The following is a 17,918-nucleotide window of genomic DNA, read 5'->3' on the forward strand; positions in this document are numbered from 1 at the left end:
TCGATCCCCTGACGATCAGGCCGGACGATTGGCGAGGCCGACCATCGGGTGACCGTGGAGACGGTTGAAGGGGCCGTTGGGACGGTATGTGCGACGAGGTGGTGCTACAGCCTCGGGACAGTGAACTGACTGTAGGGGCACGCTTTTTCGACGGTCTCTTGGAAACCGTGTGTAGCAGCGTGGTGTCAGAATTCTCGCCTGATCCTGTCCAAACCCTTGTGGAACAAGGATTTGGTGGAGCCGAGGGGAGTCGAACCCCTGACCTCGTCATTGCGAACGACGCGCTCTACCAACTGAGCTACGGCCCCGATCCATGCTCGGGCACAGGCGAGCGCGGGACATAGGCGGGCAGGGCTTGTGGTGTCAATGGCATCGTGCGTCAGCTCGCCCTTGGACGCCGCGACCGGCTCAGGCTAGAAGCGGTCAACCGATACCCCGTCATTGCCAAAAAGGATCGACATGGGCACCGCCATCGCCGGCTTCATCTGCTTTCTGGTCGACTCCGTCTTCATGCTCCTGTGGCTGGCGATCATCGTTTCGGCAGTGATGAGCTGGCTGTTCGCCTTCGATGTGATCAACTATCGCAACCGGTTCGTGGCCCAGCTGGCCCACTTCCTGGACAGCATCACGGCCCCGATCCTGGCCCCGTTGCGGAGCATCATCCCGTCGCTGGGCGGGATCGACATCACCCCCATCATCGCCCTTCTGATCATTTCCGGCATCCGCAGCTACCTCCTGCCGGCCAGCTGCACGGCCCTCTATCAGTTGCTGGGCGGATTCTGATGCATCGGGGACACGCGGGGGTGCTTCCTTGCGGCGCCCCGAACGCCTAAGGTGCCCCTCCCCCGGCGCCCCGGCGCCCACGAATTTCGAAGGTCATGACCACGATCAGGACGGTCGCCATCATCGGCGCGGGACAGATGGGATCGGGCATTGCCCAGGCGGTGGCCCTCGGGGGCTATGCGGTCAGCCTGTATGACGTGGACCCCGCACGCCTGCCGCTGGCGCATGGGGTGATTGCCGAAAGCCTGGCCCGCCGCGTCGAACGCGACGACCTGTCGGCCGACGAGGCCCAGGCTGTCCTGGGACGCATCACCGACGCCCCGGACCTGGAGGCGGCGGGGCGTGCAGATCTGGTGATCGAGGCTGCGGTCGAGGACGAGGCGGTCAAGACCGAGATCCTCAAGTCGCTGACGCCCCATCTGGGAGCGGAGACGCTTGTTGCGTCCAACACCTCGTCCATCTCGATCACGCGGCTGGCCTCGGCCACTGACCGCCCCGATCGCTTCATCGGCCTGCACTTCATGAAGCCGGCCCCGGCGATGCGTCTGGTCGAGATCATCCGGGGCATCGCCACTTCGGCCGGCACCTATGAAGCGGCGGTCGCCTTCGCCGAATCGCTGGGCAAGACGACGACCAATGCCGAGGACTTCCCGGCCTTCATCGTGAACCGCATTCTGGTGCCGATGATCAATGAGGCGATCTACACCCTGTACGAGGGCGTGGGCGGCGTGGCCTCGATCGACAAGGCGCTCAAACTGGGGGCCAATCACCCGATGGGCCCGTTGGAACTCGCCGACTTCATGGGTCTGGACGTCGTTCTGGCCATCATGAATGTGCTGTACGACGGGCTGGCCGACAGCAAATACCGTCCCTGCCCGCTGCTGGTGAAATACGTCGAGGCCGGCTGGCTGGGCCGCAAGTCCGGGCGCGGCTTCTACGACTACTCCGGCGAGACCCCGGTGCCGACCCGATGAAGACCCGCTTCGAACGCCCCGAGGATCTGCCCGGCCAGCGCCAGGTGACCTGGCGCCCCTCCGGGGGCTGGATCGCGCTGGCAGCCGTGCTCGGCATCGCCTGGCCGCCACTGATCCTGACCTTCATCAAATGGCCGCCCCAGACCTGGATCGACGGTCTCAATACGGACTGGCGCATTCTGGTGCTGGCCGTGGGAGTGGTGGCCGTGCCGGCCTGTCTGTGGCTGCTGGCCAAGGAGCGCGAGCGCACCGGACGCCCCGCGACCCGGCTGGGGATCGTGTGGCGCTTCATGTTCTACGGAGGGCTGCTGGCGGCGGCCCTGCAGGCCTTCAATGCCCTTGTCCTGTCGGGCATCGGCGCCGCCCGCTCGGCCGATATCGGTCAGGCTCTGGGCTATGCCGAAACCGCCCTGCTGATCTTCGGCGTCGGCGGGGTGCCGCTCGCGATCCTGGTCGGTATCAGCTACGCCCTGTGGGCGGGTCTGTGCGCCGCCTTCCTCGCCTTCATGCCCCGCAATGCGCCGGTCCGGAACCGGCTGGGTGTCATGGGATCCGACGCCGGCTAAGGCTGCGCGCGAGATTACAGGGAATTTAGTTTTCCGAACGCGCTGCGACTGCGAACCTGTCGCGACGGGTTCACGCCGGGGGGCACCACCATGACCACTGCAGATCTGCACAGCGGGCCGGGCCTGGACGAGCTTCGGCCCGTCGCGCCCAAGGACCGCATCTTCAACCTCGACATGCTGCGGGGGTGGGCCATCCTGGGCATTCTGGCGGTCAATGCCATCGCCTTTGCCTGGCCGGCCGCCCTGACCATGGCCGAGGCGCCGCCCCCCCTCAATGCGAGCCATGCCGACACGATCGGCGTCTGGGTCATTGACGTCTTCTTTGCCGACAAGATGCGGACGCTGTTCACCCTTCTGTTCGGGGTCTCCGTCTTTCTGGTGGGCGGCGAGCGCAGCGATCTGGACCGGGGCGCCCTGCTCCGGCGCCGTCTGGGCTGGCTGGCCCTGATCGGCGCCCTGCACGGGGCGATGCTGTGGTTCGGTGACATCCTGCTGCTTTATGCCGTCTCCGGCTTCATCTTCCTGATGTTCCGGTCTTGGTCGGCCCGGCGCCTGCTCTGGGTCGGCGGAGGCGTGACCCTGCTCTGGGCCCTTCTCGCCATCGGGATGTACTGGGGGATGGCCAATCTACCCCCCGAGTTCGCGAGCAAGATGGCGGAGGGAATGCCGACCGCGAAACCGGATCAGATCCAGGCGACTGTCGATACCTACCGTTCCGGCTGGCCGGCCGGGTGGATCGCCAATTTTATGGTCTGGATCAAGTTCCTGTTCCCGATGGCGATCATGACCGTCGTGACGGTCCCCCTCATGATGCTCGGTCTGGGCCTCTACAAGTCGGGCTACCTGACCGGCCAGTCGCCGATGTGGGTCTATCTGACCGTTCTGGTCGTCGGGGGCACCAATCTGGCGCTGTCCGCGATCTGGGGCTGGCAGGCCGCCATGGCGCCGGACGGGGTCGACCCGACCGGCGGCTGGGCCCACGCCTCGACCGGCGCCGCGCCGCTGGTCACTCTCTTCTATGTCACCGCCCTCATCCTGCTGACGAAGTTCGGGCTGAAGGCCGTGACCGCCGTGTTCGTGCCGGTCGGTCGTATGGCCTTCACCAACTATCTGACCCAGACCCTGATCATGGTGACCCTCTACTATGCGCCCTGGGGGCCGTTGTGGTTCGGCACGCATACGACCTCGCAGATGTGGATGGTCGTGGGCGTGATCTGGGTGGCCCAGCTGCTGTGGTCGCCCCTGTGGCTGTCCATGTTCCGCATGGGACCGCTGGAGTGGCTCTGGCGCTGCCTGACCTATGGCCGGATGGTGCGCCTGTCGAAGGGCGGGGACTGACCGGCGGCCGCATTGCGGGACGGGGGGCGATGGCGTAATCGCCCCCCATGAGCACCGACACGCCCGATGATGCCCCGAACGCCGAACCCGCCCGTCCCGAAGCGCGGGGCCCTCGGGGATTTCAGGATCGTCGTGGACCCGACCTGATCGCCGAACGCCGCATCGTCGAGCGCGTCTCGGCCGTCTATGAGCGGTGGGGCTTCGAGCCGCTCGAGACCTCGGCCTTTGAGTATGCCGACGCCCTCGGCAAATTCCTGCCCGACGCCGACCGCCCGAACGAGGGTGTGTTCGCCCTGCAGGACGACGACGACCAGTGGATGGCCCTGCGCTACGACCTGACGGCGCCGCTCGCCCGCTATGCCGCCCAGAGCTGGGAGACCCTGCCCAAACCGTTCCGGCGCTATGCCTTCGGGCCCGTCTGGCGCAATGAAAAGCCGGGCCCCGGCCGGTTCCGTGAGTTCATCCAGTGCGACGCCGATACAGTCGGCTCGGACCGCCCCGAGGCGGATGCGGAAATCCTGGCCCTCGCGGTCGAGGGGCTGACGGCGGCGGGGCTGGACCGCGACCAGGCCCAGATCAAGGTCTCGAACCGCAAGCTGTTCGACGGCCTGTTCACGGCCGGCGGCATCGACGACCCGGCCCGGCGCCTGACCGCGCTCCGGGCTATCGACAAGTTTGACCGCCTCGGCTGGGAGGGCGTCGCCGCCCTTCTGGGCGAGGGCCGTCTGGACGAGTCGGGTGACTATACAAAGGGGGCCCAGCTGCCCGGGCCGCTGATCGGCACGATCGAGCGCTTCCTCGCGTCGGCGGGCGACGCCGCCCTCAGCCGGGCCGACACCCTGTCCGCGATCGCCCGCGCCGGCGATCTGGGGGCGGAGGGAGATCAGGCCCTGAAGGAGCTGCAGGCCGTCGACACGGCGCTGGGCCTGATGGGCGTCGATGAGGCGGCCGTCCGGTTCGACCCGACCGTGGTCCGCGGGCTCGAGTATTACACCGGCGTGGTGTTCGAGGCCGAACTGCTGCTGCCCACCACCGACGAGAAGGGCCGGCCGGTGCGCTTCGGCTCGATCGGGGGCGGCGGGCGCTATGATGATCTGGTCGCGCGTTTCACGGGCCAGAGCGTGCCGGCGACGGGCTTTTCCTTTGGTGTCTCGCGCCTTGCCGCCGCCCTGCGCGCCAGCGGCCGGGACCCGGCGGGCGAGGTGCGCGGGCCGGTCGTGGTGATCGCCTTCTCGGACACCGACATGGCCCACTATCTGGGCGCGGTGGCCGAACTGCGCGCCGCCGGCATCGCAGCCGAACTCTATCTCGGCCGCGCAGGCATGAAGGCCCAGATGAAATATGCCGACCGTCGCGGCGCGCCCGTGGCGGTCCTGCTGGGCGGCGACGAGATCGCCTCGGGACAGGTGACCCTCAAGGACCTCGACGCCGGACGCCGGCTGTCGCAGGCGGTCTCGGACAATGCCGAATGGAAACAGGCGCGTCCGGGGCAGCAGACCCTGCCGAGAAGCGAGATGGTGGCCGCCATCCGGGCCATTCTCGAAGGATCGTCAATAAGCGGCTGATCCGGAGGCTGACTTATCGACGATCAGTCAAGAAAATGGCGGATTTCGCCTTGGCTTTGATTGACTTGGCCGGTCCGGATCGTATGAATGAACCACTCGAAGCGCGCGACGCGGTGCGACGCGCAAACTTCGTAGGCGTTTCGGGGAGGAAACGTCCGCTCCTAGACGAGCGAGAAGAAGCCCGCCGCGATGTATCCCCCGCGGCGGGCTTTTTTCATGCCTGAAACCCAACGCGCGCCAGGTCACCTTGAAGGCGGCCCTCTGCGCCCATGAAAAAGGGGGCCGCCCCTGCGGGCAGCCCCCTCTTCCGGTCTGCGATGGCGACTACCAGAGGCGGACGCGTTCTTCCGGGGTCAGATAGTATTTGTCGCCCGGCTGGACGTTGAAGGCCTCGTACCAGGCGTCGAGGTTGCGCACCGGCCCGATCACCCGGAACTGGGCGGGCGAGTGCGGATCGGTCGCCACCTGGTTCTTCAGGGCTTCATCGCGGTACTTGCTGTTCCACACCTGGGCCCAGCCCAGGAACACCCGCTGGGTACCCGTGGTGCCGTCCAGGATCGGGGCTTCCTCGCCGTCCAGCGACAGCTGATAGGCCGCCAGACCCAGGGTGATGCCGGCCAGGTCACCGATGTTCTCACCCATGGTCAGGGCCGGACGCACCGGATAGCCGGGCAGCGGCTCATAGGTGCCGTACTGCTCGCCCAGCATTTCGGCGCGGGCCTCGAAGCGCTCGGCGTCGGCGGCCGTCCACCAGTCGCGCAGCACCCCGTCGCCGTCCGACTTGCGGCCCTGGTCGTCGAAGCCGTGGCCGATCTCGTGACCGATCACGCCGCCGATGGCGCCATAGTTGACGGCCGGGTCAGCGTGCGGGTCGAAGAAGGGCGGCTGCAGGATGGCGGCCGGGAAGACGATCTCGTTCTTGGTCGAGTTGTAATAGGCGTTCACGGTCTGCGGGGTCATGCCCCACTCGTCGCGATCGACCGGACCGTCCATGCGGCCCAGCTGGTACTGCCAGCGGAAGGCGCCGGCGCGCTCGACATTGCCGACCAGATCATCGGCGCGAACCTCCATGGCGGAATAGTCGCGCCACTTGTCCGGATAGCCGATCTTCACGGTGAAATTGTCGAGCTTGTAGAGCGCCTGCTCCTTGGTCTCCTCACCCATCCAGTCCAGCTGGCGGATGCGGCCGGCCAGGGCCACGCGCAGGTTGGCGACCAGCTCTTCCATCATCGCCTTGGATTCGGCGGGGAAGTATTCGGCCACATAGATACGGCCGAAGGCCTCGCCCATCACGCCTTCCGAGAAGCTGACGGCGCGCTTGTCGCGGGCGCGTTGTTCCGGCTGACCCGACAGGTCGCGGCCGCGGAACTCCCACTGGGCATCCGAGAAGCGTTGCGACAGATAGGGGGCCATGTCGTCGACGGTGCGGAACGCCTGCCAGGCCTGCAGCACCGGCATCGGCGCATCGGCGAAGATCTGGGCGATCTTGGGCAGGGCCGTGTCCTGACGGACCACCAGACGCTCGATGCCGCCCAGACCCGCCGCATTCAGATAGCCGGCCCAGTCAAAGCCCGGCGCGGCCGAAGCCAGCTCGGCCGGGGTGAAGGGGTTGTAGGTCTCGTCGCGGTTGCGGTTCTGCTCGGGGGTCCAGTGCGCCTCGGCGATCTGCGACTCCAGATCGACGATCTGTTGCGCCGTTTCAGCGGGATCCTCCCAGCCGATCATGGTCAGCATACGCTCGACATAGGCGAGGTACAGCTCCTTCTTGTCGGCGTAGCGCTCGTCCAGATAGTAGCTGCGGTTCGGCAGGCCGAGGCCCGACTGGCTGGCATAGGTGATGTAGCGGTCGGGGTTCTTGGCGTCGTCGCCGATGCCGATGCCGAAGAAGGAGCTGCCGAAGCGGCCCTGGGTGCCGCCCATATAGACAGCCATGGCGTCATGGCTGTCGATCGCGCGGATCGCGGCCAGATAGGGCTGCAGCGGCTGGGCATCCAGCGCCTCGATCCGGTCGGTGTCCATATAGGAGCGGTAGAGGTCGGCGATCTTGCGCTCGTCCGTGCCGGCGGCCAGCGACGGATCGGCGACCAGGGTGTCGATCATCACCTTCAGGCGGTTGTCCGAGAGTTCGCGCAGCAGGGCGAACGAGCCGTACGAGGTGCGGTCGCCCGGGATCTCGATCTGATCAAAGGCCAGGCCGTTGGCATAGCGGAAGAAATCATCGCCCGGCGCGACGCTCAGGTCGCGGGCGGCGAGGTCGAAGCCCCAGGTGCCGTAGCGCGGCGCATCCGTGCCCTTCCAGCCCGAACCGGCCGGATCCTGGCCCACGCTCGGGAACAGGGAGAAGACGGTGCAGGCCTCGTCCATACACTCGTGCTGGTGGCCGTCGTCGAAGGTGTGCATCTGCTGGGCGAAGGTGGCCGTCGCCGGCAGCATCAGGGCACCGACAGCGGCACCGATCAGAAGGCGTTTCATTCTCGAACCTCTCGAATTGACGCGGGAAGGCCGCGCCCGGAAATTTCCAGTTCCGGACCCTAGAGCCCCCTCGCAGGGATGCTCCTTAAAAAAAATTCATGATCGGCGGCCCGTCCAGCTTCGCCGTGGGTTTCGCGAGGGCTGGGGGCTGCTGTATGCACGGCGGATGGCTCCTCCCCACGGCGATGCGTCCGAGTACAAGGACCTGCTGGTCTTCCTCGCAGCGGCCGGTGTGGTCGTGCCCCTGTTCAACCGGATCAAGATCAGTCCGGTGCTCGGCTTTCTGGCCGCCGGTGTGCTGCTGGGGCCCGACGGACTGGGCCGGTTTGCCGATGACGCGCCCTGGCTGGCGTGGCTGGGCTGGCTGACGCTCGATGATCGCGACCAGATCGCCCAGCTGTCGGAGCTGGGCGTCGCCTTCCTGCTGTTCATGATCGGTCTGGAACTGTCGTGGGAACGGCTGAAGTCCATGCGGCGGCTGGTATTCGGCCTGGGGCTCAGCCAGATCGCCCTTGCCACAGCGGTGATCGCGGCCGGATTCATGCTCACCGGACAGACCTTCGTCTCCGCCATGGTGCTGGGCATGGGGCTGGCCCTGTCCTCGACCGCCGTCGTCATGCCGGTGCTGGCCGAACGGAAGCGGCTGCACGGCACGGCCGGGCGCGCGACCTTTTCGATCCTGCTGGCGCAGGACATGGCGGTCGCCCCCATCCTGATCACTGTGACCGTGCTGGCGACGCTGGCGCAGAGCGGCGGGGACCTGAATCCGGCGGTGCTGGGCGCGGCCCTGCTGACGCTGGCGCCGGCGGCCATCGGTCTGGCGGGGCTGATCCTGCTGGGGCGGCTGGTCCTGCGCCCCATGTTCAAGTCGGTCGCCCGGGCGCGGGCGCGCGGTCAGGGACAGGAGATGTTCGTCGCCGCCAGCCTGCTGGTGGTAGTGGCTGCGGGTCTGGCCGCCCAGGCCGTTGGCCTGTCCATGAGTCTGGGGGCCCTGGTCGCGGGGGTGCTGCTCGCCGAGACCGAGTTCCGGCGCGAGGTCGAGATCTCGATCGACCCCTTCAAGGGCCTGCTGCTTGGCGTGTTCTTCATCGGCGTGGGCAGCGGCCTCGACATCGATGCCATTGTCGCCGATCCGCTGGGCGTCATTGCGCTGGCCGTCGCCATCACCGTGGCCAAGATCGGCGTCATCTTCACCCTCGCCCGCCGATGGGGGCTGGGGCCGCTGGCCGCGCTTGAGACGGCGCTGGTGCTGGGCCCGGCCGGGGAGTTCGCCTTCGTTATCCTGACGGCCGGCATGGTCGAGGGGGTGGCCCCGCCCGGCATCACCCAGTCGGTGCTGCTGTCCGCCACCCTCAGCCTGTTCACCATCCCCTTCCTCGGCCTGCTGGGTCAGAAGCTGGCGACGCGGCGCATCGAGACCCAAGTCGACCTGCCCGCCGCCGCGCTGCAGCCGCCGGACTCGGGCGGACAGGTGCTGCTGGTCGGCTATGGCCGGGTCGGCCGTCTGGTCGGCGAAATGCTGGCCGAGCACAAACAGTCGTTCGTGGCGCTCGATACCGACCCCGGCATCGTGGCGGGTGCCCGCCGCGAAGGGCTGAACGTCCACTATGGCGACGCCGGCCGGCGCGAAATGCTCGAGCTCTGCAATGTGGCCACCGCCCGTGCGCTGGTCGTGACCATGGACGCCCCGGGCAAGGTGGATGAGGTGGTCGAGGCCGCGCGCTCGCTGCGGGACGACCTGATCATCATCGCCCGGGCGCGGGATGACCGGCACGCGGTCCGCCTCTACGGCCTCGGCGTCACCGATGCGGTGCCCGAGACCACCGAAGCCAGCCTGCAGCTCGCCGAGAACACCCTGGTCGATCTGGGCGTGCCCATGGGTCTGGTGCTGGCCTCGATCCACGAGCGGCGGGACCGCTTCCGCGACGTCTTCCAGAAGGCCCAGACCCGGGCGCCAAACCCGACCTCGCGTCCCAACCGGGCCCTGAGGCGTGGACTGTCCGCGCCTGACGCCGCCCCTCCGCCTGCGACATCTTCGAACGGGACGGATTAGGTTTCGTTCGCATTTTGGTCATTGTTCGGTGAGAAAGCGGCGTTTCCGCCCTCCCCGGCGATGAACGACCGCGGCCCTCGCCTTTCCGACCCGGCTGTTCATGCCTGTTATTCAGAGTAGCCCCTGTATGCGTGATACCGTTGTGAACCCGACCCCGGCCAACTCCGAAGCCGGGTCGCGCCCGCTCAATCGTCGCCAGGTCGCCAAACAGCGCACCCGCGGCAAGGTGATCGAGGCCTCGCGTCGCCTGTTCGCCCAGCGCGGCTATGACGCCGCCACTATCCGCGACATCGCCCGCGAAGCCGGCATGTCGACCGGCGCGGTGTTCGCCAACTTCCAGGACAAGGCTGAACTGTTCGACACGGTTCTGGCCGAGGACATCGACGCCCTGACCCTGGCGCTGGCGGGTGGCATCAAGAGCGGTTCCGACGTGACGTCGCGCCTGCTGGGTGGTCTGACGGCCGGCTATGAGGCCACGCTGGACCAGCTGCCGCTGGTTCAGGCCGTGGTTGCCCGCGCCTGGCACCAGCCGCTGGAGGACGCCCGCAAGGGCCGCGAGGTCCTCGCCCCGGTGACCAGCCAGATCGAAGATGTGGTTGCCGCAGCCGTCAAGGCCGGTGAACTGAAGGCCGGCACCGACGCCGCCCTCGTCAGCGAGCTGGTCTGGATCGCCTACCTCGCCAACTATCGCCGCGCGGCCTACGACGGCTGGACCGTCGAGCAGTTGAAGTCGCATCTGGGCAACCAGGTCGACATGATCCTCGCGGGTCAGCTCAGCCGATAGGCGCGGCATTCCCCTGAGTTCGTTGAAAGGCCGCGATTCCCGTCGCGGCCTTTTCGCTGGGTGGGTCGTTGAGTTCGCGAACGCACTGACCTAGCGTCCCTGCTGTGGAGGCGTGCATGAAAGTTCGATCCCTCGCCCTGGTATCAGGGCTGGCCCTTGCCGTCAGCGGTTGCGCTGACGACTCCACCCTCATGGGAACGGCGCCTGATGGCTCCCCCATCTATGGCCGCGGCTTCGCGCCCACGTCAGAGGATGGCACCGTCACATTGAACTGCGCCGTCGGAGATCTGGGAGAGCTGGTGAACTGCCGCGTCGTCAGCGAGCAGCCCGAGGGCCAGGGCCTGGGTGAGATCGCGTTGGCCTCGGTGACCAAGTCAGGACGTCAGGCCGCTCGCATTGCGGCCCCGGCGGGAACCCGTATCGAGTTCACCGTCCGTCTGCGCGACGATTGAATCGACCAGATGTTGCCGGACCGTTCGGGGTCGGCCCCCCTCGCGCGCCTCTGGCGCCTCAGCTCTTCCACCTCAGCGTTTCCGGCTTGACCGGATTGACGAACGGGCGGGCCTCGGCGCAGCTGTTGGCCCACTCGCGTTTCAGCTGCTGGTACCATTTGGCCTGACGATCGGCGTCGTCGATCCACAGCATGGCCGGGTCGAAGTCGAGCCCCATGTTCTGCAGGTTCACCATGTCGCCGTCCTGCTTGAGGAAGGCGCGCACACCCTGTCGCAGGATCGGGCGGGCCAGGGCGAAGATCCAATGGTCCGACCAGAACATCTGGGTGATGCGGGTGCGGTTGGCGGTCTCGGGCGTCAGGCAGGTCAGGCCCAGCACCTGTTTCTCGCCGACCTCGATATGCTCCCAGCGATAGCCGGGCAGGCGGAAGGTGATCTCGGTGGCGGGCGCCCCGCCCAGCAGCTTGTAGGCCCGGCTGTTCGACGAGGGGCGGTGGCGGACCATGGCAAAGCCCTGATCGCGCGGCTCGAACGCCTTTTGCTTGTCGTGCATGGAATGCTGCGAGCGCCACCACCACTGCTGGTGGACATAGGGGCCGTGCGCCGGATCCATCAGCCCGACCACCGCATGATCGATGTGGCTGTCGAACACCATGGCCTCGACGAGGCGCGGCGCAGGGCCCTCGGCGCCCGGGAACAGCGGCGGGGCCTGATCGGGCTCGGCCGGACGGCGGGGATCGGACGGCATCCACACGAACACCATCCCCTGGCTCTCGCGTACCGGATAGGCGCGCACGCGGATGCGATCGACCTCGAAATCGGAGTCGTCGGTCAGGGACGGGATGGCCGCGCACTGGCCGTCGGTGCGGAACCGCCAGCCGTGATAGGGGCACTCGATCGTCTCCCCCTCGCCGGCGTGCTCCACCTGCCGGCCGGCCGACAGGGGGGCGGCGCGGTGCGGGCAGATGTCGCGCAGGGCATAGACCTGACCCGACCGGGTCCGGCCCAGCAGGACCGGCTCGTCCTGCAGCATATAGCGCGCCTGGCGACCGGGTTTCAGCGCCTCGGCCACTTCGACGAAGTACCAGCAGTCCTTCAGGAAGCCCTTGCCGAAAGGCATGGGGGCGGGCCGGTTGCGGGTTTCGCCGGGGATGGGGGTCTCAACTGCCGTCATGACCGCAGTGTTAGGACCACTCCCTTTCCGATGCCAGCCTCCGGCCGAATCCATCGCCGGGGATTGCCTGCGGCTGTTACTTTGTTTTACAAAGCGGCCCTCGATCACAGGATACCGGCCGTCATGAAACGCTTCGCCCTCGCCCTCGCCGCCCTTGCCCTGACGTCGACCGCGGCCTGCGCCCAGACCGCGCCGGGCGCAGGCCACCCGGCCGACGGACATGGCCACGTCCACGCCGATTTTGACTCGGGCCGATTTCATGTGCGGGTCGAGGGCGAGGGGCGCGACATCATCCTGATCCCCGGCCTGACGTCCTCGCCCGAGGTCTGGGAGCCGCTGGTCGAGCGGCTGGAGGGCGACTGGCGCGTGCACATCCTGCACGTCCAAGGCTTTGCAGGGGCGCCGGCCAGGGACAATGCCGAAGGCCCGGTCTCGGCCCCCGTCGCCGAGGACATCGCCCGCTATATCGAGGAGCAGGGCCTGGAGGATGTCGTGGTCATCGGCCACTCCATGGGCGGCACCATTGCCATGATGCTGGCGGCCCGCCATCCGGATCTGGTCGACCGGCTGGTGGTGATCGACATGATCCCATTCATGGGCAATGTGTTCGGCGGCGCCAATGCCACCCCCGAAAGCGTGGCCCCGATCGCCGACCAGATCGCGACCGGCATGGTCAACTCGACGCCCGAACAATGGCGCGCCTCGTCCACGGCCAGCATCACCGGCATGGTCCAGACCGAAAGTCTGCGGGCCGGACCGATCGAGGACAGCATCAACAGCGATCCGGTCGTGGCCGGCCATGCCATGCGCGAACTGATCGTCACCGACCTGCGCCCGGAACTGGCGGCCATCACCGCGCCGACCGAGGTCATCTATGTGACCTTCAACGGACCGGGCATGAGCCCTGAGGTCACCGACGCCATCTATGCGGCCTCCTATGCCAATCTGGAGGGCGTGGAGCTGAAGCGGATCGACGACAGCGCCCACTTCATCATGCTGGACCAGCCGGACGCGCTGGCCCAGGCGATCAACGCCTTCCTCGACTGATTGTCGTCTTCGTCACGCTTTCGACGGAAATTGCCGGGATGGTGCCGGACCACGGGTCTCCGGGTGATTTCCGTTAAGCGCTTTCGGCGCTAAAAGGCCGCAGGGCTCTGGCTGGGCGAGAGGGTGACTATGGCGGGTAACGCCTTTCTGGATCGACTGAAGCGGGGCCCGGGTGGCCAGGGCCAGCGCAACCTCCTGCAACGCATCCTGTACTGGAGCGTCGTGGCCGGGGTGTGGGGCCTGATCTTTCTGGTCGTCTTCTTCGCCGTGTTCGCCCGTGGACTGCCGGACACCTCCTCTCTCTATGACATCGACCGCCAGCCGTCCGTCACCTATCTGGATCGCAACGGGGCGCTGATCGCCGTGCGCGGCAGCCAGCAGGCCCCGCCCGCCGATCTCGACGCCCTGCCCGACTATGTGCCGGCCGCCTTCATCGCCATCGAGGACCAGCGGTTCCGCTGGCACCCCGGCTTCGACCCCATCGGCATGGTGCGCGCCATGGTCTCGAACATGCGCGCCGGCCGCGTGGTCCAGGGCGGCTCGACCATCACCCAGCAACTGGCCAAGAACCTGTTCCTGACACCCGACCAGACCCTGCGCCGCAAGGGACAGGAGCTGATGCTGGCCGTCTGGCTGGAGATGAAATTCTCGAAGGACGAAATCCTCGCCCTGTATCTCAACCGGGTCTATTTCGGCGCCGGCGCCTATGGCATCGAGGCCGCCTCGCAGCGCTATTTCGACAAATCGGCCAAGGACCTGACGGTCGGGGAAGCCGCCCTTCTGGCCGGCCTGCTGAAGGCCCCGTCGCGCTATTCTCCGGTGTCCGAGAGCGAGCGCGCCGCTGCCCGCGCCACCGTCGTGCTCGACGAGATGGAAGAGAGCGGCGTCATCACCGCCGAACAGCGCGCCGCCGCCGTTCTGGAGCCGGTGCGGGTGTCGCGGACCCTGGCCACCCAGCACGCCCAGTATTTCGTCGACTGGCTCGACAAGGAGATCCGCGGACTGGTCGGTGAACCGACCGAGGACCTGATCGTCGAGACCACCCTCGACCTGACCCTGCAGACCGCAGCCGAGCGGGCCGTGAGCAAGGTGCTGAAGGACAATTCCTCGCGCGGGGTCGAACAGGCGGCGCTCGTGGCGCTCGACGGCGACGGACGGGTGCGGGCCATGATCGGCGGCGCCTCCTATGCCGACAGCCAGTTCAACCGGGCCGTGGATGCGCGCCGTCAGGCAGGCTCGGCCTTCAAGCCCTTCGTCTATCTGACCGCCGTCGAGGCCGGCTACACGCCCCAGACCCCGGTGATCGACGAACCGATCCGTATTGGCTCGTGGGAGCCGCGCAACTATTCCGGCCGGTTTATCGGGCGGACGACCCTGTCGAACGCGGTGGCCCAGTCGACCAACACCGTGGCGGTGTCGCTGGCCGACAGCCTGGGCCGGGACAATGTGGCCCGCACGGCGCGGCGGCTGGGCATCACCAGCCGGATCGGGCTGGAGCCCGCCATGGCGCTGGGCGCCGTCGAGGTGTCGCCCGTCGAGATGGCCCAGGCCTATGACGCCTTCGCCAACGGCGGCAAGCGCGTCACGGCCTATGGTATCAGCCGCATCCGCACCCGCGAGGGCCGGGTGATCTATCAGCGGTCGGCCCGCGAGAGCCGGCCGATCCAGGCCATCGCCAACCCGCCGCTGTTGTACATGAACGACATGCTGCGCGGCGTGATCTCGTCGGGCACGGCCCGGTCGGTGGCGATCTCCGGCCGGGACCTGGCGGGCAAGACGGGCACGACCTCGGACTACAAGGACGCCTGGTTCGTCGGCTACACCGGCGGTTTCGTCACCGCCGTCTGGGTCGGCAAGGACGACAACAGCGCCATGCGCGGCGTGACCGGCGGACAGGCCCCGGCGGCCATCTGGCGGGCCTTCATGACGGCGGCCCTGCCCCGGCTGGACGCCCCGCGCATTCCCGACGGCCCGCCCCTGCCCGAAGGCTGGCAGCCGCCGGACGCGGTCGGCGAGCTGATCGGCTCGATGGAGGACCCCTATGCCGACGAGATCGAGCGCGGCATCGAGCCGACGCCCGAACGGCGCGAGCCCGAGCGGCCATCCCCCGACCAGCCGGTCATCCGCCCGACCACGCCCCAGCCCGAGCGGCGCGATCCCGAAGACCAGCGGCCCGAGCCGGCCCCGCCGCCCGAGAAGAAGGCGGATCCGCTGTTCTTCTAGACGGTGAGGGCGTGCAGCGCCGCGCCGTGCTGCTTCAGCCAGGCGCGGTGCGGGGCCGGATCGCCGATCCTCTGCGCCACCACCGCCCAGAAGCGCGGGCTGTGGTCGGCATGGACCAGATGGGCCACCTCGTGTGCGGCCAGATAGTCGAGCACGGCCGGAGGGGCGAGGATCACCCGCCAGGAATAGCGGATCGTGCCCCGGCCGGGGGTGCAGGAGCCCCAGCGCGAGCGGGGGTCGTTGATCGAGACCTTCGGCAACGGCAGTCCCAGGGCACGGCAGTGAACCTCGGTCCGGGCGACCAGGGCCTCGCGGGCGCGCCGTTTGAGGAAGTTGAGGATACGCCGGCTCCAGGCCGCGCCCTCGCCGCCCGCCGCCAGTTCCTCGCCGCCGTCAGCACCGGGACGCAGCCGGGCCGCGCCGGCGCCCGGCAGGACGGCCAGGGTGACGGGGCGCCCCTCAAGGCTCAGCACCTGTCCTGGAGCGAGGCCGATGGTTTCCGGGCGATCGGCCAGCCGGTCCCGGATCCAGTCGGCGCGGGTGCGGGCAAAGGCCACGGCATCGGCCAGCCGGCGCTCGCTGGGGGCGACCAGTACGGCCTCGCCCGCGCGGGCGTCGATGCGGATCGAGACCCGCCGGGCCCGCCGGTTGACCGACAGCCGCAGCGGCGCGCCGTCCGCGTCGAGGCTAAGCCGCTGCCCGTCGCGATACGCCACGGGCGGCCTCGTTCCGGGCGATGAAATCGCGCACGCGGGGATAGATGTCGTCCCGGAAGCGGCGCCCGTTGAAGACGCCATAGTGGCCGACCTCGGGGTGGACATACAGCTCGCGCCGGTCGTCCGGGATATTGGGGCACAGGCCATGGGCGGCCTGGGTCTGGCCGACACCGGAGATGTCGTCCTTTTCCCCCTCGACCGTCATCAGGCCGATGTCGGTGATCTTCGTCAGATCGACCTTGTGCCCGCGATGCTCCAGTTCGTTCTTCGCCAGCAGGTGCTGCTGGAAGACGATGTCGATGGTCTGGAGATAGAATTCCTCGGTCAGGTCCAGCACCGAGAGATATTCGTCGTAGAATTCCTCGTGCTTCTGGACGCCGTCGCCGTCGCCCGCGACCAGATTCTGGAAATACTCGTGCTGGGCGTCGCGGTGGCGATCCTCGTTCATCGACATGAAGCTGTAGAGCTGCACAAAGCCCGGATAGACGCGCCGCCCGGCCCCCGGATAGGGCAGGGGCACGGTGTGGATCATGTTCGACCGGAACCAGGCGAAGGGCCGGGCCTCGGCCAGACGGTTGGTCACGGTCGGCGACAGGCGCGCGTCGATGGGCGAGCCCATATAGGTCATGCTGAGCGGCCGGTGCGGATCCTTGTCCTCGGCCATCAGGGCGCAGGCGGCCAGCACGGGCGGTCCCGGCTGGCACACGCCGACCACATGGACGCCGGGGCCGATGGCGGCCAGCATGTCGCGGATGTGGTCGATGTAGTCATGAAAGTCGAACCGGCCCTCAAGCATGGGCACCTGACGAGCGTTGACCCAGTCGGTGACATAGACGTCGTGGTCCTGCAGGAAGCCCTCGACCGTGCCGCGCAGCAGGGTCGCATAGTGGCCGGACAGCGGCGCCACGATCAGCACGGCGGGTCCGTCCGCGGGCTTGCCCGCGCGCTGCAGATCGCCGAGGTTGCGCTGAAAGCGGATCAGGCGGCACCAGGGCGAGGTCCAGATGGTCTGTTCCGTGGTGCGGATCGTATGCCCCTCGGCCGTCACCACATCGAGGTTCCAGGCCGGCTTGCCATAGCGGCGGGTCAGCCCCTCGAACACCTCGGCGGCGGCATAGGCCGTGCGCCCGATGGCGGTGTCGGCAGCCGGATTGAAGGGGGAGGACCAGAAGGATCGGGCCAGCTGGGCCCCCAGACGGAAGGGGGCGGCCGAATAGTAGGAGAATTCGTGCAGGGAATAGAGCATGCGTCTCTTCGAATGGCGGCGTGCGGCCGGCCGGAGTGTGCAGCGCAGCATAGTTCGCAAGGCACTGCAAAAGGATTATCGGACGCAGAGGTTCCCGGGCGTTCAAACACCCGTGAGGGGAGCGGGCATGCCAGGGCGCCCGTCCGCAGGAGCGGCGGGTTGGAGGGCAGGCGGAGCGCCGGGCCTTCGCCCGGAGACATTGAATAAATACCGTTTCGACGAAGTCTGACGCTCCGCGCGGTGGTTTTCCGGAAGCTTGCGTCGGGTGGCGGTGTTATCGCCTTACCGCAGCGCCTCCGACGGGCGGGCGGGGCCTGCGCCCCGTCCCGGAACGGCCGAGTATCCCCCTCGACCCTTACCCCGATCCCGCACCCGGAGGCGGAGATCGGAGGTGCTCAGGCCCCAAGGCCTGATCCCGCTCCATCGCTCCCGCCGCTCACAAGGTCGCAGGCCTTACGAGCCCTCCGTGCGACGGGACGGGGGAAGAGTCGCACAGGCCCGGGGTGGGGCGAGGAAGTCGGGGCG

Annotated in this window: 14 protein-coding genes and 1 tRNA gene; 10 read left to right on the forward strand and 5 right to left on the reverse strand. The window is 67.9% G+C overall.

Going from position 1 to position 17,918, the window contains the following annotated elements; translation table 11 throughout:
* Nucleotides 1–232: 232 nt before the first annotated feature.
* Nucleotides 233–308: transfer RNA gene (locus J7346_RS14375), tRNA-Ala, on the reverse strand.
* A 151-nt stretch (nt 309–459) separates the two neighbouring features.
* Between J7346_RS14375 and J7346_RS14380 the strand changes: the two genes are divergently transcribed.
* The 5 genes from J7346_RS14380 to hisS all read left to right on the forward strand — a co-directional run bounded on the left by J7346_RS14380 (nt 460) and on the right by hisS (nt 5,226).
* Nucleotides 460–783, forward strand: coding sequence for a YggT family protein (locus J7346_RS14380; protein ID WP_209120660.1), 324 nt, complete (start codon nt 460–462; stop codon nt 781–783).
* A gap of 95 nt (nt 784–878) precedes the next feature.
* Entirely contained in the window at nt 879–1,757 is an 879-nt protein-coding gene (locus tag J7346_RS14385) for a 3-hydroxybutyryl-CoA dehydrogenase (RefSeq protein WP_209120661.1), read from the forward strand.
* Complete coding sequence (locus J7346_RS14390) at nt 1,754–2,323, forward strand: phthalate transporter (protein WP_209120662.1); 570 nt, start codon at nt 1,754–1,756, stop codon at nt 2,321–2,323. The genes J7346_RS14385 and J7346_RS14390 overlap by 4 nt, the downstream gene beginning before the upstream one ends.
* A gap of 90 nt (nt 2,324–2,413) precedes the next feature.
* The gene (locus J7346_RS14395) at nt 2,414–3,661 is read left to right on the forward strand and encodes a DUF418 domain-containing protein (RefSeq protein WP_209120663.1); all 1,248 of its coding nucleotides are present in this window, start codon (nt 2,414–2,416) and stop codon (nt 3,659–3,661) included.
* Between the two features lie 47 nt (nt 3,662–3,708).
* A complete protein-coding gene (hisS, locus tag J7346_RS14400) occupies nt 3,709–5,226 on the forward strand; it encodes a histidine--tRNA ligase (RefSeq protein WP_209120664.1) in 1,518 nt (505 codons plus the stop codon).
* A 324-nt stretch (nt 5,227–5,550) separates the two neighbouring features.
* On the opposite strand, the gene J7346_RS14405 is transcribed toward hisS, so the two are convergent.
* Nucleotides 5,551–7,698, reverse strand: coding sequence for a M13-type metalloendopeptidase (locus J7346_RS14405; RefSeq protein ID WP_209120665.1), 2,148 nt, complete (start codon nt 7,696–7,698; stop codon nt 5,551–5,553).
* A 166-nt stretch (nt 7,699–7,864) separates the two neighbouring features.
* Between J7346_RS14405 and J7346_RS14410 the strand changes: the two genes are divergently transcribed.
* The 3 genes from J7346_RS14410 (at nt 7,865) to J7346_RS14420 (ending at nt 10,987) form a co-directional block, all read left to right on the forward strand.
* Nucleotides 7,865–9,751: a cation:proton antiporter gene (locus J7346_RS14410; RefSeq protein WP_209120666.1), complete on the forward strand. Its 1,887-nt coding sequence runs from the start codon at nt 7,865–7,867 to the stop codon at nt 9,749–9,751.
* 127 nt (nt 9,752–9,878) lie between these two features.
* Nucleotides 9,879–10,535 (forward strand): TetR/AcrR family transcriptional regulator, encoded by a 657-nt coding sequence (locus J7346_RS14415; RefSeq protein WP_209120667.1) that lies wholly within the window; start codon nt 9,879–9,881, stop codon nt 10,533–10,535.
* A gap of 116 nt (nt 10,536–10,651) precedes the next feature.
* Nucleotides 10,652–10,987, forward strand: a complete 336-nt coding sequence (locus J7346_RS14420) for a hypothetical protein (RefSeq protein ID WP_209120668.1) — start codon at nt 10,652–10,654, stop codon at nt 10,985–10,987.
* A 58-nt stretch (nt 10,988–11,045) separates the two neighbouring features.
* On the opposite strand, the gene J7346_RS14425 is transcribed toward J7346_RS14420, so the two are convergent.
* Nucleotides 11,046–12,161 carry an aromatic ring-hydroxylating dioxygenase subunit alpha gene (locus tag J7346_RS14425; RefSeq protein ID WP_209120669.1) on the reverse strand — a complete coding sequence of 372 codons (1,116 nt, stop codon included), beginning with the start codon at nt 12,159–12,161 and terminating at the stop codon, nt 11,046–11,048.
* A gap of 123 nt (nt 12,162–12,284) precedes the next feature.
* On the opposite strand from J7346_RS14425, the gene J7346_RS14430 reads away from it, so the two are divergent.
* A complete protein-coding gene (locus J7346_RS14430) occupies nt 12,285–13,208 on the forward strand; it encodes an alpha/beta hydrolase (RefSeq protein WP_209120670.1) in 924 nt (307 codons plus the stop codon).
* Between the two features lie 129 nt (nt 13,209–13,337).
* A complete protein-coding gene (locus tag J7346_RS14435) occupies nt 13,338–15,431 on the forward strand; it encodes a PBP1A family penicillin-binding protein (protein ID WP_209120671.1) in 2,094 nt (697 codons plus the stop codon).
* Here J7346_RS14435 and J7346_RS14440 read toward each other — a convergent pair.
* Together J7346_RS14440 and phaZ are read right to left on the reverse strand one after the other, a co-directional pair.
* The gene (locus J7346_RS14440) at nt 15,428–16,147 is read right to left on the reverse strand and encodes a SprT family zinc-dependent metalloprotease (protein WP_209120672.1); all 720 of its coding nucleotides are present in this window, start codon (nt 16,145–16,147) and stop codon (nt 15,428–15,430) included. The genes J7346_RS14435 and J7346_RS14440 overlap by 4 nt on opposite strands.
* On the reverse strand, nt 16,119–17,393 hold the full coding sequence (gene phaZ, locus J7346_RS14445) for a polyhydroxyalkanoate depolymerase (RefSeq protein WP_209120673.1): 1,275 nt from the start codon (nt 17,391–17,393) through the stop codon (nt 16,119–16,121). Before phaZ ends, J7346_RS14440 begins: the two co-directional genes overlap by 29 nt.
* Nucleotides 17,394–17,918 lie beyond the last annotated feature (525 nt).

This window comes from Brevundimonas sp. A19_0 (assembly GCF_017744255.1).
Taxonomy (GTDB): domain Bacteria; phylum Pseudomonadota; class Alphaproteobacteria; order Caulobacterales; family Caulobacteraceae; genus Brevundimonas.